Raw genomic sequence first — 26,434 nt, forward strand, 5'->3', positions numbered from 1 at the left:
CACCATGAAGCGCGACTTGCCGTCCCTCGCCCTCTACGAGCAGGTCAAGGAGCACATCGTCCGCAAGATCCAGGACGGCTCGTGGCCCGCGGGGCACCGGCTGCCTTCGGAGCACGAGCTGGTTGTGCAGTTCGGCATCTCGCGCATGACGGCCAACCGCGCGCTGCGCGAGCTGGTGACACAGGGACGTGTGGTGCGCGTGGCAGGCGTCGGCAGTTTCGTGGCCGAGAACAAGCCGCAATCGACATTGCTGCAGATCGCCAACATCGCCAGCGAAATCCGCGCGCGCGGCCACGACTATGGCTATCAGCTCATTGCCGCAGAGCGCATCGCGTCGCCCGCCGATGTGTCGGCCTGGCTCGACCTGCGCTTGGGCGAGTCGGTGTTTCACAGCGTCTGCCTGCACCTCGAAAACGGCGTGCCCGTGCAGCTCGAAGACCGCTACGTCAACCCGCGTGTGGTGCCCGACTACCTCGACCTGGACCTTTCCAACCTGCAGCCCAGCGAGTACCTCGTGCGCAACGTGCCGTTCGACCAGATCGAGCATCTGGTCGACGCGGTGCTGCCCACCGCCGAGCAGGCGGTGCGGCTCGCGATGCCCGCGGCCGAGCCTTGTTTGTTGCTCACGCGTCGCACCTGGACGCGTACGGTGCCGGTCACGCTGGTGCGCTGCCTGCACCCGGCGTCGCGCTATCGGTTGGGCAGTCGTTTCAGTGCCGACGGCAACCCGCGTTCCGGATGAATCACATGCCGAATTCCATGCCAATAGAACCCACTCTCCTGTTGCCAGGCCACGTCGATCTCGCACTGCTGCGCCGCATCCACGCCGGCCGCGACATTAGGCTGGCGCTCGACCCATCGACCGCACACGGGATGGCGGCCGCGCAGGCGGCGGTGCAGCGCATCGTCGATAACGACGAAGTGGTCTACGGCATCAATACCGGCTTCGGCAAGCTGGCCAGCACGCGCATCGGCAACGACCATCTGGCCGAGTTGCAACGCAACCTGGTGCTGTCGCACAGCGTGGGCACCGGCGAGCCGCTGGCGCCGGCGGTGGTGCGGCTGGTGCTGGCGACCAAGGCGGTCAGCCTGGCGCGCGGCCACTCGGGCGTGCGGCCGGCGCTGGTCGAGGCGCTGCTCGCGCTCTTCAATGCCGACGTCATGCCGCACATCCCGGCCAAGGGTTCCGTCGGCGCATCGGGCGACCTGGCGCCGCTCGCGCACATGGCTTGCGTGCTCATCGGCGAAGGCAAGGCAACGATGCCTGACGGCAGTATCGTCAGCGGCGCCGAAGCGATGAAGCGCACCGGCCTCGATTCCTTCGTGCTCGGCCCGAAAGAAGGGCTGGCGCTGCTGAATGGCACGCAGGTCTCGACTGCGCTAGCGCTGGCCGGCCTGTTCGGCGCCGAGAGCGTTTTCGCGTCTGCGCTGATGTCCGGTGCGTTGTCGCTCGAAGCCATTCAAGGCTCGATCAAACCCTTCGATGCGCGAATCCATGCAGCGCGCGGACAACCGGGACAAATCGCCGTGGCGGCAGCGGTGCGTACGCTCCTCGATGGCAGCGAGATCGTGCCGTCGCATGCCGATTGCGGCCGGGTGCAAGACCCGTACTCGGTGCGCTGCATTCCGCAAGTGATGGGCGCCTGCCTCGATAACCTGACGCATGCGGCGCGCGTGCTGGTCATCGAAGCCAACGCGGCATCGGACAACCCGCTGGTGTTCGTGGACACCGGAGAAGTCATCTCGGGCGGCAACTTTCACGCAGAACCCGTCGCGTTCGCTGCGGACATCATCGCGCTCGCTATTGCCGAGATCGGCGCCATTGCCGAGCGCCGCATCGCGCTGCTGCTCGACACCGGCCTGTCGGGCCTGCCGCCGTTCCTCGTGCGCGTTGGCGGGCTCAACTCCGGCTTCATGATCGCGCAGGTCACGGCCGCGGCGCTCGCGTCGGAGAACAAATCGCTCGCGCATCCAGCCAGCGTCGACAGCTTGCCGACCTCGGCCAATCAGGAAGACCATGTGTCGATGGCGACCTTCGCGGCGCGCCGGCTGGGCGACATGGTGACCCACACGGCGGTCGTCGTCGGCATCGAGGCGATGTGTGCTGCGCAGGGCATCGAGTTGAAGCGACCCGACAGCGGGCTCAAGAGTTCGCCGCTGGTCGAAGCCGAGTTCGCAAAGATTCGTACCCAGGTCGCCTTTCTCGAACGCGATCGTTACCTCGCGTCCGACATCGAAGCCATGCGCCTGTGGGCGCTCGCGGCCGACTTGCCGCCCGCCTTGACCGACATCCTCCCCAGTCACCGAAAGGAGCCGACACCATGAATGCGCCCGACAAATTCATCGCCACTGAATCAGCTTCGCCCGACGCCAAAGCCGATCCGCGTCACGACCCGACCCGCGTGATCCGCGCCCCGCGCGGCAGCACGCTCACCTGCAAGAGCTGGTTGACCGAAGCGCCGTTTCGCATGCTGCAGAACAACCTCGACGCCGAGGTCGCCGAGCGACCGCAAGACCTCGTGGTGTACGGCGGCATCGGTCGCGCCGCCCGCAACTGGGCCTGCTACGACCAGATCCTCGAGTCGCTCAAGGTACTGGAAGACGACGAGTCGCTGTTGATCCAGTCGGGCAAGCCGGTCGGCGTCTTCAAGACGCACGAGAACGCGCCGCGCGTGTTGATCGCCAACTCCAACCTCGTGCCCAAGTGGGCGACGTGGGAAAAGTTCAACGAGCTCGACCGTGCCGGCCTCTTCATGTACGGCCAGATGACGGCGGGCAGCTGGATCTACATCGGTGCGCAAGGCATCGTGCAAGGTACTTTCGAGACCTTCGTCGAAGCCGGCCGCCAGCACTATGGCAACGACCTCGCCGGCAGGTGGATCCTGACCGCCGGCCTCGGTGGCATGGGCGGCGCGCAGACACTCGCGGGCGTGCTGGCCGGTGCCTGCGTGCTGGCCATCGAATGCCAGCAGTCGAGCATCGACTTCCGGTTGCGCACGCGTTATGTCGACAAGCAGGCCAAGGACATCGACGACGCACTGGCACTCATCGCGCACCACACGTCGAAGAAGGAAGCGATCTCGATCGCGCTGCTTGGCAACGCCGCCGAGATCGTGCCGGAATTGGTCAGGCGCGCGAAGGCCGGCACCGCCATCAAGCCCGACCTGGTGACCGACCAAACATCGGCGCACGATCTGATTCACGGATATCTTCCCGCAGGCTGGAGCGTGCCGCAGTGGCAGGCCGCCATGAAGGACGACGCGCAACATGCAGCGCTCACCGCCGCCGCCGCCGCATCGTGCACGGTGCACGTGCAGGCCATGCTCGACTTCCAGTCGATGGGCGTGCCGACGGTCGACTACGGCAACAACATCCGCCAGGTCGCTTTCGATCAGGGCCTGAAGAACGCGTTCGACTTTCCGGGCTTCGTGCCGGCGTACATCCGGCCGCTGTTTTGCGAAGGCAAAGGCCCGTTTCGCTGGGTCGCCTTGTCGGGCGACCCGGAAGACATCTACAAGACCGACGCCAAGATCAAGGAACTGTTCCCCGACAACAAGCACACGCACCGCTGGCTCGACATGGCGCGCGAGCGCATCGCCTTCCAGGGCTTGCCGGCGCGCATCTGCTGGCTCGGCCTCGGCGAGCGCCACATCGCCGGACTTGCTTTCAACGAGATGGTGAAGAGCGGAGAGCTGAAGGCGCCGATCGTGATCGGTCGCGACCATCTGGACACCGGCTCGGTCGCCAGCCCGAACCGCGAAACCGAAAGCATGAAAGACGGCACCGATGCAGTCAGCGACTGGCCGCTGCTCAACGCCCTGCTCAACACCGCGGGTGGCGCAACCTGGGTCAGCATCCACCACGGCGGCGGGGTCGGCATGGGCTACTCGCAGCATGCCGGCATGGTCATCGTGTGCGACGGCACCGACGCAGCCGCAAAACGCATTGGCAACGTGCTGTGGAACGACCCGGCCAGCGGCGTGATGCGTCATGCGGATGCGGGCTACGACATCGCGATCGCTACGGCGAAAAAGCATGCGTTGAAGCTGCCGATGATCGAGTAGTTTCCTTTTCTTTTCGTCATCTTCCATTGAAAGCTTCCATGCCCATTCGCCGTCAGTTTCTCGCTGTCGCAACGACAGCCCTCGCCACGCTCGGCTTTGCCTCCGCGCTGCATGCGCAAACCGGCGACACCATCACCGTCGGCACGGACGCTACCTTTCCGCCGATGGAGTTCGTCGACAACGGCAAACGCACCGGTTTCGACATCGAACTGGTCGAGGCCATCGGCAAGACGCTGGGCAAGAAGATCGAGTGGACCGACATCGACTTCAAGGGGCTCATCCCCGGTTTGATCTCCAAGCGCTTCGACATGGCGGTGTCGGCCATCTACATCACCGACGAGCGCAAGAAGGTCGTCGACTTCACCGTGCCCTACTACGCTGGCGGCCTCGTCGCGATGGTCAGGGCCGACAACACCAGCATCAAGACGCCCGCCGACTTGAACGGCAAGAAGGTCAGCGTGCAGGTTGGTACCAAATCGGTCACGTACGTGAAGGAGAAGTACCCGCAAGTGCAGCTGATGGAGGTCGAGAAAAACCAGGAGATGTTTAACCTGGTCGACATCGGCCGCAGCGACGCTGCCGTCACGGGCAAGCCCGCCGCCTATCAATACGTGCGCATGCGATCGGGCCTGAAGGTGCTCGACGAGCAACTCACGACAGAGGAGTACGGCATGGCGATCCGCAAGGACACGCCTGAACTGACGAAGGCGGTGAACGGCGCGATCGAGAAGATGAAGGCGGATGGCACGTATGCGGCCATCGTGAAGAAGTGGTTCAGCAACACGGCGAAGTGATGCCGGCTGACCAGCCCCATGGATCTTGATTTTTCCCCCGTCTGGCAAGGCTGGTCTGCCCTTTTGCAGGGCGCGCTCGTCACGGTCGAGCTCACGGCGTGCGCGCTGCTGCTCGGCTGCGTGCTCGGCCTCCTGGTTGGCATCGGCCGGCTGAATCCGAAGCGCCGCTGGCTCTATTCGGTGTGCACGGCTTATGTGGCGGTTATTCGGGGCACGCCGTTGCTGGTGCAGCTCTTCATCCTCTTCTTCGGGCTGCCGCACTTCGGCATCCTGCTGCCGGCATTCTTGTGCGGCGTGCTCGGCATGGGCGTGTACTCGGGCGCGTACGTGTCGGAGATCGTGCGGGGCGCCATCCAGTCGATCGACCGTGGCCAGACCCTGGCGGCTGAATCGCTGGGCATGACGCCGGCTGTCGCGATGCGACAGGTGATCCTGCCGCAAGCTATCGTGCGCATGATCCCGCCACTGGGCAACGAGTTCATCGCGCTGATCAAGAACTCGGCGCTCGTGTCCTTGCTCACCATTCACGACGTGATGCATGAAGGGCAGAAAATCATCAGCGTGTCGTACCGCTCGCTGGAGGTGTACCTTGCGATAGCGCTCGTGTACTTCGTGCTGACCGGTGCTGTCACGTTGGTGCTGCGCCATTTCGAACAACGACTTCGCCAAGGTGGACTGCTGAGATGACCCTGCAACGTTTCGCTCGCAACGCACTGCGCTCGACCCCGTGGAAAAACGGCGGCGGTACCACGCAAGAGATTGCGGCCTGGCCCCTGGGGGCCGAGTTCAACACGTTCGATTGGCGCGTGAGCATCGGCACCGTCGCGGCGAGCGGACCGTTCTCGGTGTTCCCTGACATGGACCGCACCATCGTGCTGCTCGACGGCGAAGGCATGCGCCTGCGTTCCGGCGATGGCAGCGTCGTGCACCGGCTCGACGAGCCGCACGAGCCCTTCGCGTTCAGCGGCGACGTCGATGTCGAATGCACGTTGATCGGCGGCCCGTCGAGCGACTTCAACGTGATGACGCGGCGGTCTGCATGGGTCGTCGATGTGCGGGTATTCGAAGAAGGCCTGACTCTCGGCGCTGCCGAGCACGGCGTGCTGATGAGCCTCGACGGCCACTGGCAGGTCGGCGAGCAGAAGTTGAATCAGGGCGAAGGCATCTGGTGGGCCGATCTCCGGACCGAGTGGCGGCTGGCGCCGTTGAGCCGCAGCGCGAAGCTGGTGGCTGTGCGATGGAAGCCGAGCGCGCTATGACGCCGTCTTAGCGCCCGTTCGCTCGTACCGCGGTCTTCATTGCTGCAATGCCTATCCGCGAAGGCACAGCCATCCCACCAGCAATGTGGCGCTGATCCATGCGGCTCGGCGAAGAAAGTATTGCATATGGTCGCGCCATGACAACGGCACCGGGTTGAGCGCGTGCCGGAGTACGTCGCGGTCCTCGCGACGCTGCATTCTTTGGCGCTGCCGGATCGTTTGCTGACTCAAATTGCAATCTGTCATGACGCGTCGAAAATTTTCCACTGAATGGCTGGCGTTGCACGAGAGGAGATTCCTCGGCGTAGCGACGATTGATTCTGTGGATTTGGGGGCGACGCCGGAATGCCGAAAGGCGTCATCACGATCACCGTTGGCGATCGTGTCGCTCAGGGAATTCGAAAAAGCGTCAGCCCGCCGGGCCAACCAGCCGCGCGTATGAAACGAACATGCTGGTCAACGTGCTGGCAAGCGGCGTGAGCGGAACGCTGTGTCTATGCACCAGGCAGATTTCATACCTGGGAAGTTGCTCCGCGAGAGGAATGGCGACCAACTTGCCGTCCATGATGCCGGCGGTCAAGATCATGCGAGGCAGCGGCGCGAGGAGGTCGGTCTCCGAAAGAATCGTCAAACTGTCGAACATCGAATTGCTCGTGACAGCGATCCTCGGACTGCCCAAGCCGCACGCGGCAAACAAGTCGACGACACTGCCTTTTGGAGCGCCAAAGGATTCGGGCGAACCGAGGACGAGCCATTCGCTTTCGGCGAGTTCGCGGATGGACCTGGCCCGTGCCATTGGATGGTCTTTTCTAGCCACTACCACGGGCTCGCTTTTGAACAGCTTGGTAACCACCAGATCTTCGGTTTCGATGTCTGCGGGCAAGGGCACGATCGCAAAGTCGAGGCGACCTTCACGCACAGCCGGAAGAAGCGAGTGCGACAGGCCGCTGGTCAGTTGGACCATCACATCCGGATTGCGTTTGCGAAAGTCGGCGAGCACCGTCGGTGCGAGCAGCAGTGATGGCGCCGTCGAAACGCCGAATGCAACGCTTCCCATACCAAGGCCGCGCAATTGTTGGATCGCCGTCTCCGCCTGATCGCATTCACGCAAGATCGCTTGCGCGCGCACGAACAGCGCGTCGGCGTAGCGGGTCAGCGTGATGCCACGCGTGGTGCGATGCAACAGGCTGACCTGCAACGAACTTTCGAGGTTTTGCAGGCTCTTGGTGAGGCCTGACTGGGAAGTCTGCAGTGAGCGCGCCGCGGCGCGAACGCTTCCCTGCTGGACCACGGCTACAAAATCTCGCAGTTGTTGAAGTGTCATGGCGTGATCGCTGAAGGTGATCTTGATGCTGTATTGCGACCTTACGCTGTTCAGCACCGCCCTACAGAATGGATCGGGCGATCGACCCGCTGGAGCCTTCATCGAATGTCGCGCAAAAAAAGAATGCCCGACGATGAAGACTGCGCCAGCCGACCGCCCGAACATCATTTTCATTGTCGCCGATGACCTCGGATATGCCGACCTGGGTTGCTACGGCGGCCGGGCGCCGGTCTCGCCGGTGCTCGACGCTCTTGCCGAGCGGGGCATTCGCTTCGACCAGGGATACGCCAACTCACCCGTGTGCTCGCCGACGCGCTTCGCGTTGATGACAGTCCGGTATCAGTACCACCTCCGGGGCGCTGCAGAGGAGCCCATCAACAGCAAGAGCCGCGGCAGCGCGGAGCTCGGCTTGCCAGCCGACTGCCCGACGCTCCCGTCACGATTGCGGGCTGCCGGCTATCGAACTGCATTGGTAGGCAAGTGGCACCTGGGCTATCCGCCAACCTTCGGCCCTCTCAAGTCCGGGTACGACGAGTTCTTCGGGCCGATGTCCGGTGGTGTCGATTACTTCACCCATTGCGACACCGGCGGCACCCACGACCTTTGGCAGAGCAGCGAACCAGTTACAGAAGACGGCTACCTCACCGACCTTTTCTCCAGGAAGGCCGTGGACTTTATCGAGCGTGCTGCGCCTGCGGCCGATGCGACGCCCTTCTTCCTCAGTCTCCACTACACGGCGCCACACTGGCCTTGGGAGACGCGAGACGACCAAGACATGGCAATGAGCCAGGAGCTGCGCGCCAACCTCTTTCATCACGGCGGCGGCAACATCCATGCGTATCGCAAGATGATTCATCACATGGACGAGGGCATCGGCTGGATCGTCGATGCTTTGAAAAAGAAGGGGCTGCTGGACAACACGCTGATCGTCTTCACGAGCGACAACGGGGGCGAGAGATTTTCAGACAATTGGCCTCTTGTTGGCGGCAAGCTTGACCTGACGGAAGGTGGCATCCGCGTGCCATGGATCGCGCATTGGCCAGCCGTCATCGCAGCTGGCCGACAAAGCGCCCAGCAATGCCTGACGATGGACTGGTCCGCCACGATGCTGGACGCGGCTGGCATCTTGCCCGGTGGCGCGAATGGTGCGAGTAGTGCAATCGACGAGTCAGAGACCCCGATCGATCCAGACTTCCCGTTGGACGGCGTATCGCTGCTGGCGGTGCTGCGTGGCACGGAGCCGCCGTTTCGCAGGCGGATGCATTGGCGCATGAATCATCGCGGGCAAAGGGCACTGCGCGACGGGGATTGGAAATACTTGCGTGTCGACGGGCATGACTATCTCTTCAATCTGGCCGAGGACGAACGCGAGCGCGCCAATCGCGCGACCCATCAACCGCTGTTGCTCGACGCGATGCGCGCGGACTGGGAAGCTTGGAACGTGACCATGCCCGAGATCCCTGCCGATGCCAGCGTGTTGCCCGGTTATTCGGCCAAAGACATGCCGCAGCGCTGAATCGATTTGTCTATCAATGGAAAGCGAAAGAAACATGAAATCCAACTTGCTGCACCTGCTCGTCATCGCGAGCTTCACGGTGCTTCCGTTCGGGTCCATTGCGCAAGAGGCGTATCCCGCCAAGCCCATCCGCATCGTTGTTCCCTACCCAGCCGGAGGTGTGCCGGACGTTCTCACCAGAGTCGTGGCAGAGAAAGTGGCGGCGTCCTGGGGTCAGCCATTCGTGATCGAGGCCAAGCCGGGCGCCAGCGGCAACATTGCGGCACTGGCGGTAAAAGGCGCCCCGCCCGATGGATATACGTTGATGGTTGCAGCCCCTTTTCTGACGATCAATCCGCTGCTCGACACCAACACCAAGTTTGCGGCCAAGGACTTCGTGCCTGCTGTCCTGCTGGCCAATTCACCGAACCTTCTCGTGGTGCCGGCAACGCTTCCCGTCAACACGCTGAAGGAGTTCGTTGCCTACGCCAAGTCTCGTCCGGGAAAGCTCAATACCGCCAACCACGGAACCGGAACGTCCAATCACATGGGCACCGAAGTGTTCATGTCGGTTGCGGATCTCGATATGGTCATGATTGGCTACAAAGGGCAGGTCCAGTCGGTGCCTGACCTGCTTAGCGGGCAGATCGATTTCATGTTCTTGGCCTCGGCGCAGGCTGCGCCTTTTCTCAAGTCCGGCAAGCTGAAGGCGCTTGCTGTCAGTGCCGACAAGCGGCTCGAGTCGCTGCCCGACGTCCCGACTGTCGGCCAGGCAGGCTACCCCGACGCCGTTGTGCTCCCATGGTACGGACTGGTAGCACCCGCAGGCACGCCGACGGCGATCGTCGCGCGCATCAATGCCGCGTTCACCGAAGCGCTGAAAGACCCGGAGGTCGCCAAGCGCCTGCACAGCCTGTACGCCGAGCCCATGGGTGGCTCACCCGCAGACTTTCAGCGTCTTCTGACCTCTGAAAACACGCGCTGGGCCGATGTCATCAAGAAGCGGAACATCCAGCCCAAGAAGTGAAGTCTTACACTGGCTCTTCGCCGGCAAAACATGCCGGCAAGTCTTCGGTGACCCATGACGATTTCGTTTGACTCGTATCCTTCCGCAGACGGCCTCTGGATCGATCTTCGGTTGCCATTCCAGCCTGGAACCAACGTAGCGATCGTCGTCGAGCATGGCATCGTTCGCTGGATTGGGTCGCCTGATTCGGTGCCGAAAGACTTCTTGGGGTTGCCGACGCATGAGGGCGGAGATGCGCTCGTCACACCCGGCCTCGTCGATTGCCACACGCACCTGGTCTACGGTGGCCAGCGCGCCAACGAGTTCGCGATGCGGCTGGCCGGCGCGAGTTACGAAGAGGTCGCGAAGGCAGGCGGCGGTATCGTCGCGAGCGTGCGCGCCACACGCGCGGCTAGCGAAGACGAACTGTTCTCGAGCGCATCGCATCGATTGCAAAGCCTGTTGTCCGAAGGCGTCTGCGCGATCGAGATCAAGTCGGGCTACGGCCTGGCGCTGGAACATGAGCGCAAGCAGTTGCGTGTGGCACGGCGACTGGCCCGAGCACATGGCGTGACGGTACGCACCACCTTCCTCGGCGCGCATGCGTTGCCGCCCGAGTACGCCGGCCGACCGCACGGCAGTCGCGACTACATCGACCTCGTGTGCAACGAGATGCTGCCCGCGCTGGCAGCCGAAGGACTCGTCGATGCGGTCGATGTTTTCTGCGAGCGCATTGCGTTTTCTCTGGCTGAAACCGAGCAGGTCTTCAAGGCGGCGCGAGCGCTCGGCTTGCCGATCAAGCTGCATGCCGAACAACTCTCCGACATGGGTGGCGCCGCGCTCGCCGCACGCTACGACGCGCTGTCGTGCGACCACATCGAGCACCTGTCGCAAGCCGGCATCGACGCCATGCGCGAGGCCGGCACCGTCGCCGTGCTGTTGCCCGGCGCGTTCTATACATTGCGCGACACGCAACTGCCGCCGATCGCCGCGTTGCGTGCGGCCGGCGTGCCGATGGCGGTGTCGACCGATCACAACCCCGGCACCTCGCCCGTGCTGAGTCTGCTGCTGATGGTGAACATGGCATGCACCTTGTTTCGGCTGACCGTTCCCGAGGCGATCGATGGCGTGACGGTGCATGCGGCACGTGCGTTGGGACTGCAGGAAACGCATGGCACGTTGGCGGTCGGGCGGCCGGCGAACTTCGTTTTGTGGGACTTGCAGGATGCTGCCGAGCTGGCTTATTGGTTCGGTCAGCGGCCGGTGAGGACTGTGGTGCGGCAGGGGAAGATTGCTGTGGGAAGCAACAGAACGTGAACCATGCGCTTTTCGCCGCAGATGCCCTGCTCCCCGGAGGATGGACACGCAACGTCCGTCTGACATGGGATGCGGCCGGTGACATTGCGCACGTGGAGCACGACGCCAAGCCTGTAGCGGGTGACCCGGTCGCCAACGGCCCGCTCATCCCCGGCATGGTCAACCTTCATTCGCATGCCTTTCAGCGCGCCATCGCCGGCCTTACTGAATTCCGCGGCCGGAGCGTCGACGGACAGCAAGACAGCTTCTGGAGCTGGCGCACCTTGATGTACCGTTTCGCGCTGCGGCTCGACCCGGCACAAATGGAAGCCATCGCGCTCGGCCTCTACGTCGAAATGATCGAGGCCGGCTACACGTCGGTCTGCGAGTTTCACTATGTGCACCACGACGCCGATGGCCGTCCGTATGCCGACGACGCCACGCTCGCGCTGGCCCTCATGCGTGCCGCGCACCGCGCCGGCATCGGCCTGACTTTGCTGCCCGTGCTGTACCAAACCAGCGGCTTCGGCGGCACCGCACCGGGCGACGGCCAGCGGCGCTTCATCCGCTCGACCGACTCGATGCTGCGACTGCTCGAACGCCTCAAGCCACTGTGCGATGCGCAAGGCGCACGGCTCGGCCTCGCGCCGCATTCGCTGCGCGCCGTGCCGCCCGAAGGCTTGCGCCAAGCGCTTGCCGGACTCGACGCGATCGATGCCACCGCGCCCATTCACATCCACATCGCCGAGCAGACCAAAGAGGTCGACGACTGCATCGCCTGGAGCCGGCAACGGCCAGTCGCCTGGCTGCTCGATCACGCTGACGTGAATGCGCGCTGGTGCCTCGTGCATGCGACGCACATGGACACCGACGAGTACGCGCGGGCGGCCCGAAGCGGGGCCGTCGCGGGGCTGTGCCCGACGACCGAAGCCAACCTTGGCGACGGCATCTTCGACCTGCCCGCGTGGCGCGCAGCCGGTGGTGTGTGGGGCGTCGGCTCCGACAGCCACATCTGCGTCAACGCCGCGGAGGAATTGCTGATGCTCGAATACAGCCAGCGCCTCGCGACGCGCCAGCGCAACGTCGTTGCCGACAGGGGACAACCGCATGTCGCCACGGCGATGACGCTCGCCGCAGTGCAGGGCGGCGCGCAGGCGGCTGGCCGCCTGGACCCCGGATGCGTCGCCGGCCTCGCGATCGGTCAGCGCGCCGACTTCGTCGTGCTCGATGCAGCGCAGCCAGCGCTTGCGGGATTGAATGCGGAGGACATGCTCTCGTCGCACGTATTCGCGAGCCACCGCACCAGCGCCATAGACGCTGTGTGGGTCCGTGGCGAACAGCGCGCGAGTGGCGGCCGGCACCTTCTTCACGACAGCGCAGCAGCAGGCTTCGTCGCTGCGCGCACGCAACTGCTTTCGACCACATGACCTTCGTCACCGACCAACCCCCATTCCGCTTTCGCCAGGGCACGCGCCCGTTGCTGATCTCCATGCCGCATGTCGGCACTTACGTTCCCCCGGCATTGGCAGTTCGCCTGACAGAAGAAGCGCGCCATGTGCCCGATACCGACTGGCACCTCGAACGGCTCTACGACTTCGCCCATGAACTTGGCGCGTCGGTGCTCGTTGCCACGCATTCGCGCTACGTCATCGACCTCAATCGTGCGCCGGATGGCGCCAGCCTCTATCCCGGCCAGAGCGTGACCGGCCTGTGCCCGATCGACACCTTCGACGACACGCCGATCTACACCGCAGGTGATGTGCCCGACGCCGCCGAAATCGCCGCGCGTCGCGATGCGGTCTGGCATCCATACCACCGGCAGTTGCAAGCTGAACTCGCCCGAATGAAGGCGGCGCACACCACCGTCGTCTTGTGGGACGCGCATTCGATCCGCTCGCGACTGCCGCGCTTCTTCGAAGGCAAGCTGCCCGACCTGAATCTGGGCACCGCCAACGGCGCGAGCTGCAGCGAAGCGCTTGCATCGACACTGCTGGCCATTGCGCAGTCGGCGCCGTCCTACGCGGGCGTGTTGAACGGCCGCTTCAAGGGCGGCTACATCACGCGCGAATATGGCGATGCGGCCGCGGGCGTTCACGCGGTGCAACTCGAGATGACCCAGTCCAGCTACATGCAGGAAGCGCTGCCGTTCAACTACTTGCCCGAAGCAGCGGCCGGCGTCTTGCCTCAAGTTCGGCAGATGCTCAACGCGGCGCTGGAGTTCGCCCAGAAACGCTAGGGACATCGAGGCGGCAGCAGAAGCAGGGAGGTGGCGCGAGATACCGTCCGATTGTCCAAACACCCCACAGGAAGAAATGTATGCCGATGATCAAGGTTGCCACCGAGGCGCATCACCCCGTCGAACTTCACTATGAGGACTATGGTGTCGGCAAGCCTGTGGTCTTGATTCATGGGTGGCCGTTGAGCGGTCGTTCCTGGGAGGCGCAGGTGCCTGCGCTGATCAAGGCCGGCTATCGCGTCATCACCTACGACCGACGCGGCTTCGGTACCTCCTCGCAGCCGTGGGCCGGCTACGACTACGACACGTTCGCCGCGGACCTGGATGCACTGCTGACGCAGCTCGAGCTGCACGGCGTAACGCTGGTCGGCTTTTCAATGGGCGGCGGTGAAGTTGCCCGTTACATCGCGAAGTTCGGCACCGCAAGAATTGCCAAGGCAGTGTTTGCTTCCGCTGTGACGCCGTACCTTTACAAGTCGACGGACAATCCTGAAGGCGGCCTGGACGATGCAACGATTGCGGGATTTCAAGGCGGTGTCGAAAGTGATCGGCTCGCCTTCCTGGACGCCTTCACCGAAAACTTCTTCAAGGCCGGCGACAAGGTGCAAGTCAGCGAGAGCCAGCGGGTGTATGCGCGCAACATCGCGGCTTTTGCCTCACCCAAGGGAACGCTGGATTGCGTGGCCGCCTTCGGTCGCACGGACTTCAGGGCCGACCTGGAAAAGATCAAGGTGCCCACGTTGGTCATTCACGGCGATGCCGATGCAATCGTGCCGTTCGAAGTGAGCGGTGCGCGCACGCACAAGGCGATTGCAGGCAGTCACCTCACCCTGATAAAGGGTGGCCCGCACGGGGTGAACCTCTCGCACGCTGCCGAATTCAACAAGGCCTTGCTGGAGTTCCTGGCCGTCTGAGTTCCGGGCGCTTCGGGGTTATTCGCCGGGCATCCGAAGTCCCGGTTTCTACAATCGGAAGCATGAAGCCTCTCGTCTACACCCGCGGCCAGGCGTTGCCTGGCATCCTCGCCCAGCGCATCGCCATCCTCGACGGCGCGATGGGCACGATGATCCAGCGCTTCAAACTCAACGAAGCGCAGTACCGGGGCGATCGCTTTAAAGACTTCGAGCGCGACGTCAAAGGCAACAACGAGCTGCTCTCGCTCACCCGCCCCGATGTCATTCAGGACATCCACGAAAGCTATCTGGCCGCCGGTGCCGATCTGATCGAGACCAATACCTTCGGCGCCACCACGATCGCGCAGGAAGACTACAGGATGGCGCATCTGGCACGCGAGATGAACGTCGAGTCCGCCAAGTTGGCTCGCGCAGCCTGCGACAAATTCAGCACGCCCGACAAGCCACGCTTTGTGGTCGGCGCGCTCGGCCCAACGCCCAAGACCGCGAGCATCAGCCCGGATGTGAACGACCCGGGCGCGCGCAACGTCGACTTCGAATCGCTGCGGGCGGCCTACTACGAGCAGACCGAGGCACTGGTCGAAGGCGGCTCCGACGTCATCCTGGTCGAGACGATCTTCGACACGCTCAATGCCAAGGCCGCGCTGTTCGCGGTCGAGGAGTATTTCGACAACAGCGGCGAGCGGCTGCCACTGATCATCAGCGGCACCGTGACCGACGCATCGGGCCGCATCCTGAGCGGCCAGACCGTGACCGCGTTCTGGCACAGCATCCGGCATGCACAGCCGCTGGCCGTCGGCCTCAACTGCGCGCTCGGCGCGGCGCTGATGCGGCCGTACATCCAGGAGCTGGCCAAGGTCGCGGGCGACACTTTCATCAGCTGCTACCCCAACGCCGGACTGCCCAATCCAATGAGTGAGACCGGCTTCGACGAGACGCCCGAAGTCACATCGCGGCTGCTGCACGAGTTCGCCGCCGAAGGGTTGGTCAACATCGTTGGTGGTTGTTGCGGCACCACGCCCGACCACATCGCCGCCATCGGGCGGGCAGTGGCGCCGCTGCACGGACGCGTGCTGCGCAATGCGTTCTATCGCGAAGCCGCCTGATCGGAAGCGTCGCAATCTGCGTTCGATCGGCGACTCTGCGAGTCTTCACTTTCAGCAAATTTGTGAAGCGCAGATGAAGCTTGCGCTCCAAACGCAACGAGCGTGCACGCGGACGCTTCATGCCGCGTTGTTCGACAAGGCCAGGCCGGCACAGACGAGGTTAAGGCCGATTGACAACGCTTCAGACCGCGGCCTACCCTGACCTCGCACAAGGACTCAACATGAACAAGACAAATGCTCAGCGATGGATCGGCATCGGCGCCCTCGCGCTGATTCTTCCGGTCGCCGCCGCTGCACAGCAGGCCTTCACGCGCGGGCCCGTCAACTTGCGCGCCGGTCCCTCGGGCGACTACCCGACGGTGGCGCGGCTCGGTCCGGGCCAGCCGCTCGACGTCATCGGATGCACCAACGGCTACGGCTGGTGCGACGTCGTGTTGCCCGACGAACTGCGTGGGTGGGTCGCAGCTCAAAGCCTCGACTACGCCTACGAAGACCAGCGTGTGCCGTTGGCCACCTACGGCGCCAGCATCGGCATCCCGATCGTCGGCTTCGCAATCGGCAACTACTGGGCCGATAACTACCGCGATCGCTCCTGGTACGGCGACCGTCGCTACTGGGGCAATCGGCAACCGCCGCCCGTACAGGGTTGGCGACCGGAACGGCCGCCTGAACCGGGCTGGCGGCCGAATCCGTTTCCAGGTGGCGGTGGCGGAGGTGGCTATGGCCCGGGCTATGGTCCCGGCTACGGCCCCGGCTATGGCCCCGGTCGCCCCGGCAATCCCAATTTCGGCGGGCCCGGTGGCGGTCAGCCTCCCGGCTACCGGCCACCACCCGGCGGGAACTTCAACCCGCCGCAGCAGGGGTTTCGTCCCCAACCGATGCCGCAGCCCGGCTTTCGTCCGCTGCCGGGCGTCGGGCTCCAGCCGTCGCCGCCGCCAGCGCCTTCCAACACACCGCCGCGCAGCAATGGCTTCCAGAAGGACGGTCCCTGACCTGACCCACAGCGACTTCGCTCGCTGCTCACCCGCGGCGTCGCATCAGGTCGACGAAGCGGCTGGCGCCCAGCCCGAGCGGCCGCTCTTTCGACCACACGACGTCGACCCATAGGTCGAGTCCGTTGCTGAGGTTCTCAAAAGGAATTTCGACCAGCGCGCCAGCGGCTATGTGCGGTAGCACCACGTTGCGCGGCAACCAGCCCCAACCCAGGCCCGCCGCGATCAGGCTCAGTGCTGCGAGCGCGTTGTCGGTGCGCCAGGTGTCCCGCGCATAGACGAAGCGCGGATCGCTCGTCGCCAGATCACGCCCAGCGACGACGATCTGCCGCGTCGTGATGAGGTGTTGTTCACGCAGTTTGCCGGCGGCCTGTGCGAGCACGGGGTGCGCTGGCGCGATGACCGCGACCATCGTCTCGCTGCTCACTTCCTGAAAGCCTTCGCGACCGTCCAGGCTTGGCCGCTCGAACACGAGCGCCAGTTGCGCGCGACCGGTGTGCAGCATGTCGAGCGCATCGGCCTGCGGCGCCGCCAGCACCTCGACTTCGAGCAGGGGATGCTCTTGCGCCAGTGTGGCGAGCGCGGCGCTCCACGGTGCCGCCAGCAACTCAGGCGCGATGGCGAGCGTGAGTCGATGTTCCAGGCCCTGTGTCAGCGAAAGCGCTTGAACCTGCAACTGCCGCAACTGCGTTGCCAGCAACCTCGCTTGCGGCTCCAGCGAGCGCGCGGCGGCATTGGGTCGCGGCTCGCGGCCGGCGCGGTCGAACAGCGGCAAATCGAGTTCCGCTTCGAGGTTGGCGATTGCCATGCTGACCGCCGAAGGCACGCGGCCCAGCGCCCGAGCGGCGGCCGAGAACGAGCCTTTGTCGATGACAGAGAGAAAGACTTCGACGCTGTCGCTCGACCAAGCCATGCCGTCTTACCTATCAGTTAGATTGAAAGTAGATAACTTTATATGTCAGCACGCCAAACATAAAGTCGCCTCATGCAAGGTATCAAACGCCGCGTCGTCTACATCACCCTCTACGAAGGCATCGCCATCGTGGCCGCCAGCGTCGGGCTCGCGCTGATGTCGGGGCAGGGCCTCGGTCATTCGGGGGCGTTGGCCGTGGTCGCCTCGGTCATCGCCGTGCTCTGGAACCTGGCCTTCAACGCGCTCTTCGAGCGCTGGGAATCGCGGCAAGCCGTGCGTGGCCGCAGCGTCAAGCGCCGCATCGCGCATGCAGTCGGCTTCGAGGGCGGGTTGATCGCCTTTCTGGTGCCGGTGTTCGCCTGGGCGCTGGGCGTGAGCCTTCTGGAGGCGCTGGTGATGGACCTCGGCCTGGTCGTGTTCTTCCTGGTCTACACCTTCGTTTTCAATTGGGGCTTCGACACCGTTTTCGGTCTGCCCACATCGGCTGCAACGCCTTCCACGAGCGCTGCTCAGCCGGCCTGAACCAGCGCCGCACTGCGGCATGCAACACTCGCTCGATGTCATCTTTGGAATGGGCCGCGTCGGCCTTGCAGGCGTTCGACGGGGCTGTGGCCGCGAGCAAGGGATTTCGCAGTCGCGAAGGGCAGCGGCGCATGGCCGAACACGTGGCGCGCACGCTGAGCGTTGCCACGCTCGGCAAGGCTGAAAAGTCGAATCTTTCGCAAGAGTCGCAAATCGGCGCCGTCAGCGGCGCCGATGAGCCGGTCCGCGCGATTGCCGTGATCCAGGCAGGGACTGGCGTCGGCAAGTCGCTCGCCTATTGCGCACCTGCCATCGCGCTGGCCCTGGCGCGCAACACGCGCGTGGTGATTTCCACCGCTACGGTCGCGCTGCAAGAGCAGTTGGTGAACAAGGACTTGCCGGCGCTCGCCGCGCTGCTGCCCGAGCCGTTTCGCTTCGCGCTCGCCAAGGGCCGCGGTCGCTACGTGTGCAAGCTGAAGCTCGAACGCCTGACCGGCATGGCGGCGGATGGCGCCGACGCAGAGCACGGAAGCCACGGCGAAGAGGGCGACAACTTCGAAGACGACCTGTTCGCCGACGAAGAGGCCGGCGAGGGCGCGTCGCGCGCCGTGCGGCCACCGCATGAGGTCGCCGCGCGCCTCCAGTTCCATACCGGTATCGCGCAAGCGCTTAACCGCGGGGCATGGGACGGCGACCGTGATTCGCTCGACGCCCAGCCCGCCGCCGACCTCTGGGCACCGATGGCGGCCGACGCTGCGTCGTGCACCGGCAAGCATTGCCCATCGTTCAACGGCTGCGTCTACTACGAGCGCCGCAAGACGCTGGTCGGCGCGCAGGTGATCGTGGTCAACCACGACCTGCTGCTGTCGTCGCTCAACAACCGCTTGCTGCCCGAGCTCGACAACTGCCTGCTGATCCTCGACGAGGCGCACCATTTGCCGGCCACCGCGCTCTCGCAATTTGCCTGCCGCATGGACCTGGGCCGCCACGTGTGGGCCGAGCGGCTGGCCCAGCGTGCGGTGCGCGTTGGCGTGCGGCTGGAGGTGACCGAGGTGGCCGACATTCCGATGCATGCCTCGCAGATGCGACAGGCGCTACAACAGGTCGAGCGGCTGGTGATGGAACTGTACGGAGAAGCTCTCCAGACCGGCCTCGCGAACGCCTTCAACGCAACGGGTCGCAACACATCCCGGGCACGTTTGCCGCTCGGTGAACTGCCGGAATCGCTGCAGGGACCACTCGGTCGGGTGGCGCACCATGCTTCCGGATTTCTGGACGCGTTGCGTGTCATCGCGAGCGCGTTGCGAGCCGAAATGCGCGACCAGCCAGCACTCGCCCGCCGGCTGTCCGCCATGTATGCCCAACTCGGCGCGCTGGCGCCACGGCTCGAACAGACACTCGACACCGCTCAATTGCTGTTGCGCGACGCAACGCCCGGTGCAGCGCCGGCCGCCAAATGGTTCACGCTGGAAGTCGATGGCGACCTGGCCACGCTGCAAGCCCACGCGAGTCCGTTGCTGCCTGGAGCGACGCTGCGCAACAACCTGTGGAACAAGGTGCGCGGCGCAGTGCTCACATCGGCCACGTTGACCAGCTGCGGACGCTTTGATTTTTTCTTGCGCGAGTCGGGCCTGCACGGTTTGCACGAGGAAGGCGTCGCGACCACGCTCGAAGTGCCCAGCCCGTTCGACTACGCCAAGCAAGGCAAGCTCATCGCGGTCGAGACCCGAGCCGATCCTCGCGAAGCTGCCGCCTATGTCGCCGAGATGGTGAAAGCATTGATGCGCGATCTGGCCGATGTGCGGCACGGTGCGCTCGTGCTGTTCACCTCGCGGGAGCAATTGCGCATGGCCGTCGAGGCGCTGACGTCCCGCCTGAAGCCCATCGTGCTGCTGCAGACGGCGATGCCGCGCCAGCAGTTGATGGCCACGCACCGCCACCGCGTCGCCGAAGGCCTACCGTCGATCATCTTCGGCATGCAGTCGTTTGGCGAAGGGCTGGACCTGCCGGGCAAGCTGTGCGAATCGGTCTTCATCGCCAAGCTGCCGTTCGCATCACCCGACGATCCGGTGAGCGAAGCCCGCGCCGAGTGGCTGCGTACCGTCGGCCGCGATCCTTTCACCGAGTTGGTGGTGCCGGCGACGGCGATTCGTTTGGCGCAGTGGGTCGGTCGCGCGATCCGCAGCGAGGACGATCGGGCGAGCGTGTATTGCTATGACCGGCGGCTGGTTCGTACGTCTTATGGGCAACGGTTGCTGCAGGGCTTGCCGGCGTTTGCGCTGACGACTGTGCGTGCGTCGGAGGTGGCGGTGGTCGTTTGACCAAACCCTCACGCGGCATCGACGATCCGAAAGCCGCCTAAAATTAAGCCTCTCGAGGAGCGTTGCAGCGTTGACCGGTCTTTCTCAAGACCCGGTCACGTCAGGCTCGGGATCGCAACGACGCTCACCTGATTTCAAAAATCTACAGGTGAGCCCGTGTCCCAGATGTCCCCGAACTCCGAGTCCCCAGAGACCTCAGGTACTCCGATTCTTCCGCCGCTGATGCTCTCGGGCCTCGAACCGGTCACGATCGGCGAGGGCGCCTTGTTCGTCAACATCGGCGAGCGCACCAACGTCACAGGTTCGAAAGCATTTGCCCGGATGATCCTGAATGATCAGTTCGAGGAGGCGCTCGCGGTAGCACGCCAGCAAGTCGAGAACGGCGCGCAGGTAATCGACATCAACATGGACGAGGCCATGCTCGACAGCAAGGCTGCCATGGTCCGGTTTCTCAACCTGATCGCCAGCGAGCCCGACATCGCGCGCATGCCGATCATGGTCGACAGCTCCAAGTGGGACGTCATCGAAGCCGGTCTGCGCTGCATCCAGGGCAAGGGCATCGTCAACTCGATTTCGATGAAAGAAGGCGTCGACGGCTTCAAGCGGCAGGCCAAGCTGGTGCGGCGTTACGGCGCTGCAGCGGTGGTCATGGCGTTCGACGAAAAGGGCCAGGCCGACACCTACCAGCGCAAGATCGAAATCTGCGAACGGGCCTATCGCATCCTGGTCGACGAGGTCGGCTTTCCGCCGGAAGACATCATCTTCGACCCGAACATCTTCGCCATCGCGACCGGCATCGAAGAGCACAACAACTACGCGGTCGACTTCATCAACGCGACGCGCTGGATCAAGCAAAACCTGCCGGGCGCCCGCGTGTCGGGTGGCGTGTCGAACGTGAGCTTCAGCTTTCGCGGCAATGACCCGGTGCGCGAAGCCATCCACACCGTGTTCCTGTACCACGCCATCAAGGCGGGCATGGACATGGGCATCGTGAATGCCGGCATGGTCGGCGTGTACGACGACCTCGAGCCGGTGCTGCGCGAGCGGGTGGAAGACGTGGTGCTCAACCGCCGCGAAGACGCTGGCGAGCGCCTCGTCGAAGTGGCCGAGACGGCCAAGAGCGGCGCCAAGGACGAGAGCAAGAAGCTCGAATGGCGCGGCACGCCGGAGCACCCGGTGGCGGTCGACCAGCGCCTGTCGCATGCGATGGTGCACGGCATCACCGACTTCATCGTCGACGACACCGAGGAGGCCTACCAGATCATTTTGGCGAAAGGCGGCCGGCCGCTGCATGTGATCGAAGGGCCGCTCATGGCCGGCATGAACGTCGTGGGCGATCTGTTCGGCCAGGGCAAGATGTTCTTGCCGCAGGTGGTCAAATCGGCACGCGTGATGAAGTCGGCCGTGGCGCATTTGCTGCCCTACATCGAGGCGGAAAAACTGCTCGACGAAGCCGCGGGGCGCGATGTGCGCACCAAGGGAAAGATCATCATCGCGACGGTCAAGGGCGACGTGCACGACATCGGCAAGAACATCGTCACCGTCGTGCTTCAGTGCAACAACTTCGAAGTGGTGAACATGGGCGTGATGGTCCCGTGCCACGAAATTCTGGCGCGCGCCAAGGTCGAGGGCGCCGACATCGTGGGGCTCTCGGGCCTCATCACGCCGAGCCTCGAAGAGATGCAGTATGTCGCCGGCGAGATGCAGCGCGACGACCATTTCCGCATCAAGAAAATCCCGCTGATGATCGGCGGCGCGACCACCAGTCGCGTGCATACGGCCGTCAAGATCGCGCCGCACTACGAGGGCCCGGTCGTCTACGTGCCCGATGCCTCACGCAGCGTGAGTGTGGCGCAGAGCCTCCTTTCGGACAACGCCACCAAGTACATCGACGAACTCAACGCCGACTACGAAAAGGTGCGACTGCAGCACGCCAACAAGAAGCAGATACCGATGTGGTCGCTGGCGAAATCGCGGGCCAACAAGACGCCGATCGACTGGGCGAACTACACGCCGCCGGTGCCCAAGTTCATCGGTCGCCGCGTGTTCAAGAACTACGACCTGACCGAGCTCGCCAAGTACATCGACTGGGGCCCGTTCTTCCAGACCTGGGACCTCGCGGGTCCGTTTCCCGCCATCCTGAAAGACGAGGTGGTCGGAACCGAAGCCGTGCGCGTGTATGCCGACGGTCAGCGCATGTTGAAGCGCCTGATCGAAGGCCGTTGGCTCAGCGCCAGCGGCATCGTCGGTTTCTGGCCCGCCAACACGGTGAACGACGACGACATCGAGTTCTATACCGACGAGAGCCGCACCGAGGTCGCCATGACTTGGTATGGCATGCGCCAGCAGACCGAGAAACAGATGATCGATGGCGTGATGCGACCGAGCCGCTGCCTGGCCGACTTCGTCGCGCCGAAAGACAGCGGCCTGAAAGACTATGTCGGCATGTTCGCTGTTACCGCGGGCCTGGGCGTCGAGAAGAAGGAGAAGTACTTCGTCGACGACCTGGACGACTACTCGGCCATCATGCTGAAGGCGCTGGCCGACCGGCTGGCCGAGGCCTTTGCCGAATCGCTGCATCACCGCGTGCGCACCGACCTCTGGGGCTATGCGCCGCACGAAGGCCTGAGCAACGAGGACATGATCGCCGAGAAGTACCGCGGCATTCGTCCGGCGCCCGGCTATCCGGCCTGCCCCGACCACAGCGTCAAGCGCGAGATGTTCGAAGTCATGCAGTGCCAGGACATCGGCATGACGCTAACCGAAAGCCTTGCGATGACGCCCGCCGCCAGCGTCAGCGGCTTCCATTTGAGCCATCCTCATTCGACGTACTTCAACGTCGGCAAAATCGGGCATGACCAGTTGCAGGACCAGGCGGCGCGCAGGAAACAAAGCGAGGCCGAGTTGGAGCGGCTGCTGGCCCCGAATCTATAACCCGTCGGCCGGTGCGTCCGTGGCCGGCGACCGGGAGTTTCTATTTTCCAGAAGTTGATTTTTGCAGCGGCGCACTACGCGGCGCTGGCGGTGTTCGTCGTGAGCTGTTGGGGCTACGGGCGCGCCGTGTTGTCCCGCATCGGCGCGCCCACGCCGGCCGACGTTTGGCTCGAAGCCGGTATGACCGCCACGCTCGGGGTCGGCCTGTTCATCTGCGCGTTTCAGGCATTGGCCATCGCGGGATTGTTCGGCGTGACGGGCGTTCTCGTGCTGGTCGCTATCGGCATCGGCGCTGCGGCGCTGCAAGTGCCGGCATGGCGGCGGCAATTGCGTGAGCGTGCCGCGGCTGCTACCTTTCCTTCCTCCTGGGGCGCCGACGCGCCGATGTCGTGGCTCGACAAAGCCGCACTCGCCGCGCTCGCGCTGATCGCTCTTCCGGCGCTGGTCGCACCGCTCGCACCGCCCGCCGTCTTCGACGAACTGATGTACCACCTGCCGTACGCGCGCATGCTGGCGCAGACCGGCGCGCTCGGCATCCACGACTGGCTGCGCTACCCCTGGTTTCCGTACAACTACAACCTGCTCTATGCCGCCGCGCTGCTGGTCGGCGACGACGTGCTGCCGCACTTCCTGAGCGCGCTCGCGGGCGCGCTGTCGGTAGGGATGGTCTATCGGCTCGGACGACAGCACACCAGCCGCACGCTCGCGCTCGCCGGCGCCGCCATCTGGCTCGGCCTGGGCGACTACGCCAGTGCGCTGATCGACATGGGCGTCGCACTGTTCGTGCTGGCCGGCTGCGTCGCGCTGTGGTGGTGGCGCGAGGCGCAGGATGCGAAGAGTCCGCAAGCGCCGCGCTGGCTGGTCGTGGCGACATTTTTCTTCGGCGTGGCGGCAGGGTGCAAGTACCAAGCGCTGACTTTTCTTCCGTTGGTCGCGGTGTTCGTGCTGTGGCGCGAGCGTCGGCCCAAGGTGTTGGCGCTCGCGCTGTTGAGCTTCTTGCTGCCGTGCATCTACTGGTACGCGCGCAACGCCATCACGACGGGCGACCCGTTCAACCCGATCGGCGCGCGCCTGTTCGGCTTCACCAACTGGAACGCCGCCGACTATCAGAACCAGTTCGACGACGTGAAGGCGCACGCGGCATGGCCGAACCTGGCGATCTGGGGCGTCGTGCTGGCGCCTTTGAGCCCATGGTTCAGGCGGTCTGCGGCGGTGCGCGCGGCGGTCGTGTTCTGCGCCTACTCGCTGGTCGTCTGGCTCGTGACGTCGCGCTATCCGCGCTACATGACGGCGTCGTACCCGTTGGTCGCGCTCATGTCTGCGCTGGGCTGGGCCGTGTTCTTCAAGGCGATCGCTTCGGGCGTTCGCAAGGCCGCACCGGCGTTCGCGGCGTGGTCACGATGGTCGACGGTCGGCGTTTGGGTCGGTGGGCTGTTGATCGTCACGCTCGCCGCCATGTCGGTGCAACAGACATTCAAGAGAGGCGCCATGGTCTCGCTCACGCAGGACACGCGCGATGCCTTCCTGCGCGTGAACGTGCCGGGCTATGAAGTGATGCGCTACCTGCGCGAGCATCCGCACGGCAAGCTCTATCAGGTGGCGCTGAGCGAGGCGATCTACTACGGCCCCGACGAGGTTTGGGGCGACATGCTCGGGCCGTGGCGCTACGCCGATTTTCTGGCTGCGCCGCCAGCCGAGATGGCGCGCAAGTTCATGTCGCTGGGCTTCGGTTCTCTGGTCGTCGCCTCGCCCTATGTGGCGGGCCTCAGCAGCAAGCCCGGCTTCGACAAGCACTTCGTTCCACTGTTCGAAAAGGACGGTGCCAAGGCCTACCGTATCCTCGCGGACGCGCCATGACCGAACTCTCCTTACTTTCCCTGCGCATCGCCGCCGTCATCCCGTGCTTCAACGAAGCGCTCGCCATCGCCCAGGTGATCGCCGAATTCAGGGCTGTCCTGCCCGAAGCGCAGGTCCACGTTTTCGACAACCACTCGACCGACGACACCGCCGCAGTGGCACGCGCCAGCGGGGCGCGCGTCACGCACGTGGCGCTGGCCGGCAAGGGCAACGTCACGCGGCGTATGTTCGCGGATGTCGAGGCCGACGTGTACGTGATGGTCGATGGGGACGCGACCTACGATCTGGACGGCGTGCGCCCGATGATCGATGCGCTGGTGGCAGGCAACCTTGACATGGTGGTCGGCTATCGCGTCGACGACGGCGCCGATGCCGAGACCTACCGGGCTGGCCACCGGCTCGGCAATCGCATGTTGACCGGCGCTGTCGTCGGACTCTTCGGCGGCCACCTCACCGACATGCTGTCGGGCTACCGGGTGTTCTCGCGCCGCTATGCCAAGTCGTTCCCGGCCGTGTCGGCGGGCTTCGAGATCGAGACCGAACTGACGGTGCACGCGCTCGAACTGCGCATGCCCTTCGCCGAACTGCCGGTGCGCTATCGCTCGCGGCCCGAGGGCTCGCACAGCAAGCTGTCGACCTACCGCGACGGCTGGCGCATCCTGAAGACGATCTGCAAGCTGTTCGTGAGCGAACGGCCGCTGCAGTTCTTTGCCAGCATCGCAGGGATGCTGGCGCTCGTGTCGCTGCTCGCCGCCCTGCCGCTAGCGCTCACTTACGTCCAAACTGGTCTGGTGCCGCGCTTGCCGACGGCCGTGCTGCTCACCGGCAGCATGCTGACCGCCATGCTCGCCTTCGTTTGCGGCGTGGTGCTGCACACGGTGACCATCGGCCGGCGGGAAGCCAAGCGGCTGCGCTACCTCGCGATTCCGGGCGTGCGACACGCTGTCGAGCCTTGAAGCATCCATCGATGTGCAGTGATCCGGCGATCAAAGCGCGATGAAGCTCGGTCGTGAATTCCTGACCTTCGCTGCGGTGGGCATCGTCGGCCTGGGAGTCGACGTCGGCGTGCTGTACCTCGCTGCGCCGGTGCTCGGCTGGTATGCAGCACGCGTCATGTCGTTTCTGGCCGCGGCCAGCACGACGTGGGCGCTCAACCGGCGCTACACCTTCGCGGCGCGGTCGTCAGACACGTCGATCGTGCGTGAGTACCTCGGCTATCTGGTGACGATGCTGGGCGGCGCCGTCATCAACTACGCGGTCTACGTCGCGACCCTGCACTGGATCGACGGTCGCTGGGCACCCGCGCTCGGCGTGGCGCTCGGCAGCTGCGCCGGCCTCACGCTGAACTTCCTGTCGGCGCGGCAGCTGGTGTTCAAGGCCCGGCGCGGTCCCTGACTGCGA

22 protein-coding genes and 1 riboswitch are annotated in these 26,434 nt (G+C 64.5%); of the genes, 20 read left to right on the forward strand and 2 right to left on the reverse strand.

The genetic code is table 11. The features are described from left to right. Positions 1 to 4 precede the first annotated feature (4 nt). The 6 genes from hutC to QN397_RS00740 are packed head-to-tail and all read left to right on the forward strand — an operon-like array spanning position 5 to position 6,117. The gene (gene hutC / locus QN397_RS00715; RefSeq protein WP_323499785.1) at positions 5 to 742 is read left to right on the forward strand and encodes a histidine utilization repressor; all 738 of its coding nucleotides are present in this window, start codon (positions 5 to 7) and stop codon (positions 740 to 742) included. 17 nt (positions 743 to 759) lie between these two features. Next, entirely contained in the window at positions 760 to 2,325 is a 1,566-nt protein-coding gene (gene hutH / locus QN397_RS00720; RefSeq protein WP_323499786.1) for a histidine ammonia-lyase, read from the forward strand. Then, the gene (hutU, locus tag QN397_RS00725; protein ID WP_323499787.1) at positions 2,322 to 4,064 is read left to right on the forward strand and encodes a urocanate hydratase; all 1,743 of its coding nucleotides are present in this window, start codon (positions 2,322 to 2,324) and stop codon (positions 4,062 to 4,064) included. Before hutH ends, hutU begins: the two co-directional genes overlap by 4 nt. 38 nt (positions 4,065 to 4,102) lie before the next feature. Beyond that, entirely contained in the window at positions 4,103 to 4,858 is a 756-nt protein-coding gene (locus QN397_RS00730; RefSeq protein ID WP_323499788.1) for a transporter substrate-binding domain-containing protein, read from the forward strand. Positions 4,859 to 4,876: 18 nt separating this feature from the next. Further along, positions 4,877 to 5,545 (forward strand): amino acid ABC transporter permease, encoded by a 669-nt coding sequence (locus QN397_RS00735; RefSeq protein ID WP_323499789.1) that lies wholly within the window; start codon positions 4,877 to 4,879, stop codon positions 5,543 to 5,545. Next, positions 5,542 to 6,117, forward strand: a complete 576-nt coding sequence (locus QN397_RS00740) for a HutD family protein (RefSeq protein WP_323499790.1) — start codon at positions 5,542 to 5,544, stop codon at positions 6,115 to 6,117. Before QN397_RS00735 ends, QN397_RS00740 begins: the two co-directional genes overlap by 4 nt. Before the next feature lie 409 nt (positions 6,118 to 6,526). Here the strand turns inward: QN397_RS00740 and QN397_RS00745 are convergent, their stop codons facing one another. Continuing rightward, entirely contained in the window at positions 6,527 to 7,441 is a 915-nt protein-coding gene (locus QN397_RS00745; protein ID WP_323499791.1) for a LysR substrate-binding domain-containing protein, read from the reverse strand. Between the two features lie 133 nt (positions 7,442 to 7,574). On the opposite strand from QN397_RS00745, the gene QN397_RS00750 reads away from it, so the two are divergent. The 8 genes from QN397_RS00750 to QN397_RS00785 all read left to right on the forward strand — a co-directional run bounded on the left by QN397_RS00750 (position 7,575) and on the right by QN397_RS00785 (position 16,486). Further along, on the forward strand, positions 7,575 to 8,957 hold the full coding sequence (locus tag QN397_RS00750; RefSeq protein WP_323499792.1) for a sulfatase: 1,383 nt from the start codon (positions 7,575 to 7,577) through the stop codon (positions 8,955 to 8,957). Positions 8,958 to 8,991: 34 nt separating this feature from the next. Beyond that, positions 8,992 to 9,963 carry a tripartite tricarboxylate transporter substrate binding protein gene (locus QN397_RS00755; RefSeq protein ID WP_323499793.1) on the forward strand — a complete coding sequence of 324 codons (972 nt, stop codon included), beginning with the start codon at positions 8,992 to 8,994 and terminating at the stop codon, positions 9,961 to 9,963. A 54-nt stretch (positions 9,964 to 10,017) separates the two neighbouring features. Further along, complete coding sequence (gene hutI, locus QN397_RS00760) at positions 10,018 to 11,259, forward strand: imidazolonepropionase (protein WP_323499794.1); 1,242 nt, start codon at positions 10,018 to 10,020, stop codon at positions 11,257 to 11,259. Then, positions 11,256 to 12,665 (forward strand): formimidoylglutamate deiminase, encoded by a 1,410-nt coding sequence (locus tag QN397_RS00765; RefSeq protein WP_323499795.1) that lies wholly within the window; start codon positions 11,256 to 11,258, stop codon positions 12,663 to 12,665. The genes hutI and QN397_RS00765 overlap by 4 nt, the downstream gene beginning before the upstream one ends. Continuing rightward, positions 12,662 to 13,474 (forward strand): N-formylglutamate deformylase, encoded by an 813-nt coding sequence (hutG, locus tag QN397_RS00770; RefSeq protein WP_323499796.1) that lies wholly within the window; start codon positions 12,662 to 12,664, stop codon positions 13,472 to 13,474. The genes QN397_RS00765 and hutG overlap by 4 nt, the downstream gene beginning before the upstream one ends. A gap of 80 nt (positions 13,475 to 13,554) precedes the next feature. Beyond that, positions 13,555 to 14,388: an alpha/beta hydrolase gene (locus QN397_RS00775; RefSeq protein ID WP_323499797.1), complete on the forward strand. Its 834-nt coding sequence runs from the start codon at positions 13,555 to 13,557 to the stop codon at positions 14,386 to 14,388. 62 nt (positions 14,389 to 14,450) lie between these two features. Continuing rightward, positions 14,451 to 15,494, forward strand: a complete 1,044-nt coding sequence (locus QN397_RS00780; protein WP_323499798.1) for a homocysteine S-methyltransferase family protein — start codon at positions 14,451 to 14,453, stop codon at positions 15,492 to 15,494. Between the two features lie 221 nt (positions 15,495 to 15,715). After that, positions 15,716 to 16,486 (forward strand): SH3 domain-containing protein, encoded by a 771-nt coding sequence (locus tag QN397_RS00785; RefSeq protein WP_323499799.1) that lies wholly within the window; start codon positions 15,716 to 15,718, stop codon positions 16,484 to 16,486. Between the two features lie 28 nt (positions 16,487 to 16,514). On the opposite strand, the gene QN397_RS00790 is transcribed toward QN397_RS00785, so the two are convergent. Continuing rightward, positions 16,515 to 17,399, reverse strand: coding sequence for a LysR family transcriptional regulator (locus QN397_RS00790; protein ID WP_323499800.1), 885 nt, complete (start codon positions 17,397 to 17,399; stop codon positions 16,515 to 16,517). Positions 17,400 to 17,471: 72 nt separating this feature from the next. Between QN397_RS00790 and QN397_RS00795 the strand changes: the two genes are divergently transcribed. From QN397_RS00795 to QN397_RS00820, 6 genes are all read left to right on the forward strand, one after another. Next, entirely contained in the window at positions 17,472 to 17,921 is a 450-nt protein-coding gene (locus QN397_RS00795; protein ID WP_323499801.1) for a PACE efflux transporter, read from the forward strand. Between the two features lie 35 nt (positions 17,922 to 17,956). Beyond that, entirely contained in the window at positions 17,957 to 20,242 is a 2,286-nt protein-coding gene (gene dinG, locus QN397_RS00800; RefSeq protein ID WP_323499802.1) for an ATP-dependent DNA helicase DinG, read from the forward strand. Positions 20,243 to 20,290: 48 nt separating this feature from the next. Next, positions 20,291 to 20,375, forward strand: a riboswitch (S-adenosyl-L-homocysteine riboswitch). 32 nt (positions 20,376 to 20,407) lie between these two features. Then, on the forward strand, positions 20,408 to 23,176 hold the full coding sequence (gene metH / locus QN397_RS00805; RefSeq protein ID WP_323499887.1) for a methionine synthase: 2,769 nt from the start codon (positions 20,408 to 20,410) through the stop codon (positions 23,174 to 23,176). A gap of 54 nt (positions 23,177 to 23,230) precedes the next feature. Continuing rightward, complete coding sequence (locus QN397_RS00810; protein ID WP_323499803.1) at positions 23,231 to 25,033, forward strand: ArnT family glycosyltransferase; 1,803 nt, start codon at positions 23,231 to 23,233, stop codon at positions 25,031 to 25,033. Continuing rightward, positions 25,030 to 25,989: a glycosyltransferase family 2 protein gene (locus QN397_RS00815; protein WP_323499804.1), complete on the forward strand. Its 960-nt coding sequence runs from the start codon at positions 25,030 to 25,032 to the stop codon at positions 25,987 to 25,989. Before QN397_RS00810 ends, QN397_RS00815 begins: the two co-directional genes overlap by 4 nt. Positions 25,990 to 26,029: 40 nt before the next feature. Further along, entirely contained in the window at positions 26,030 to 26,428 is a 399-nt protein-coding gene (locus tag QN397_RS00820; protein ID WP_323497302.1) for a GtrA family protein, read from the forward strand. Positions 26,429 to 26,434 lie beyond the last annotated feature (6 nt).

This window comes from Variovorax sp. RTB1, assembly GCF_035018765.1.
Classification (GTDB): Bacteria; Pseudomonadota; Gammaproteobacteria; order Burkholderiales; family Burkholderiaceae_C; genus Variovorax.

Coding starts and splice junctions, on each gene's coding strand:
- hutC (WP_323499785.1), top strand. CDS start 5: ATGAAGCGCGACTTGCCGTCCCTCGCCCTCTACGAGCAGGTCAAGGAG.
- hutH (WP_323499786.1), top strand. CDS start 760: ATGCCAATAGAACCCACTCTCCTGTTGCCAGGCCACGTCGATCTCGCA.
- hutU (WP_323499787.1), top strand. CDS start 2,322: ATGAATGCGCCCGACAAATTCATCGCCACTGAATCAGCTTCGCCCGAC.
- QN397_RS00730 (WP_323499788.1), top strand. CDS start 4,103: ATGCCCATTCGCCGTCAGTTTCTCGCTGTCGCAACGACAGCCCTCGCC.
- QN397_RS00735 (WP_323499789.1), top strand. CDS start 4,877: ATGGATCTTGATTTTTCCCCCGTCTGGCAAGGCTGGTCTGCCCTTTTG.
- QN397_RS00740 (WP_323499790.1), top strand. CDS start 5,542: ATGACCCTGCAACGTTTCGCTCGCAACGCACTGCGCTCGACCCCGTGG.
- QN397_RS00745 (WP_323499791.1), bottom strand. CDS start 7,441: ATGACACTTCAACAACTGCGAGATTTTGTAGCCGTGGTCCAGCAGGGA.
- QN397_RS00750 (WP_323499792.1), top strand. CDS start 7,575: ATGAAGACTGCGCCAGCCGACCGCCCGAACATCATTTTCATTGTCGCC.
- QN397_RS00755 (WP_323499793.1), top strand. CDS start 8,992: ATGAAATCCAACTTGCTGCACCTGCTCGTCATCGCGAGCTTCACGGTG.
- hutI (WP_323499794.1), top strand. CDS start 10,018: ATGACGATTTCGTTTGACTCGTATCCTTCCGCAGACGGCCTCTGGATC.
- hutG (WP_323499796.1), top strand. CDS start 12,662: ATGACCTTCGTCACCGACCAACCCCCATTCCGCTTTCGCCAGGGCACG.
- QN397_RS00775 (WP_323499797.1), top strand. CDS start 13,555: ATGCCGATGATCAAGGTTGCCACCGAGGCGCATCACCCCGTCGAACTT.
- QN397_RS00780 (WP_323499798.1), top strand. CDS start 14,451: ATGAAGCCTCTCGTCTACACCCGCGGCCAGGCGTTGCCTGGCATCCTC.
- QN397_RS00785 (WP_323499799.1), top strand. CDS start 15,716: ATGAACAAGACAAATGCTCAGCGATGGATCGGCATCGGCGCCCTCGCG.
- QN397_RS00790 (WP_323499800.1), bottom strand. CDS start 17,399: ATGGCTTGGTCGAGCGACAGCGTCGAAGTCTTTCTCTCTGTCATCGAC.
- QN397_RS00795 (WP_323499801.1), top strand. CDS start 17,472: ATGCAAGGTATCAAACGCCGCGTCGTCTACATCACCCTCTACGAAGGC.
- dinG (WP_323499802.1), top strand. CDS start 17,957: ATGTCATCTTTGGAATGGGCCGCGTCGGCCTTGCAGGCGTTCGACGGG.
- metH (WP_323499887.1), top strand. CDS start 20,408: ATGTCCCCGAACTCCGAGTCCCCAGAGACCTCAGGTACTCCGATTCTT.
- QN397_RS00815 (WP_323499804.1), top strand. CDS start 25,030: ATGACCGAACTCTCCTTACTTTCCCTGCGCATCGCCGCCGTCATCCCG.
- QN397_RS00820 (WP_323497302.1), top strand. CDS start 26,030: ATGAAGCTCGGTCGTGAATTCCTGACCTTCGCTGCGGTGGGCATCGTC.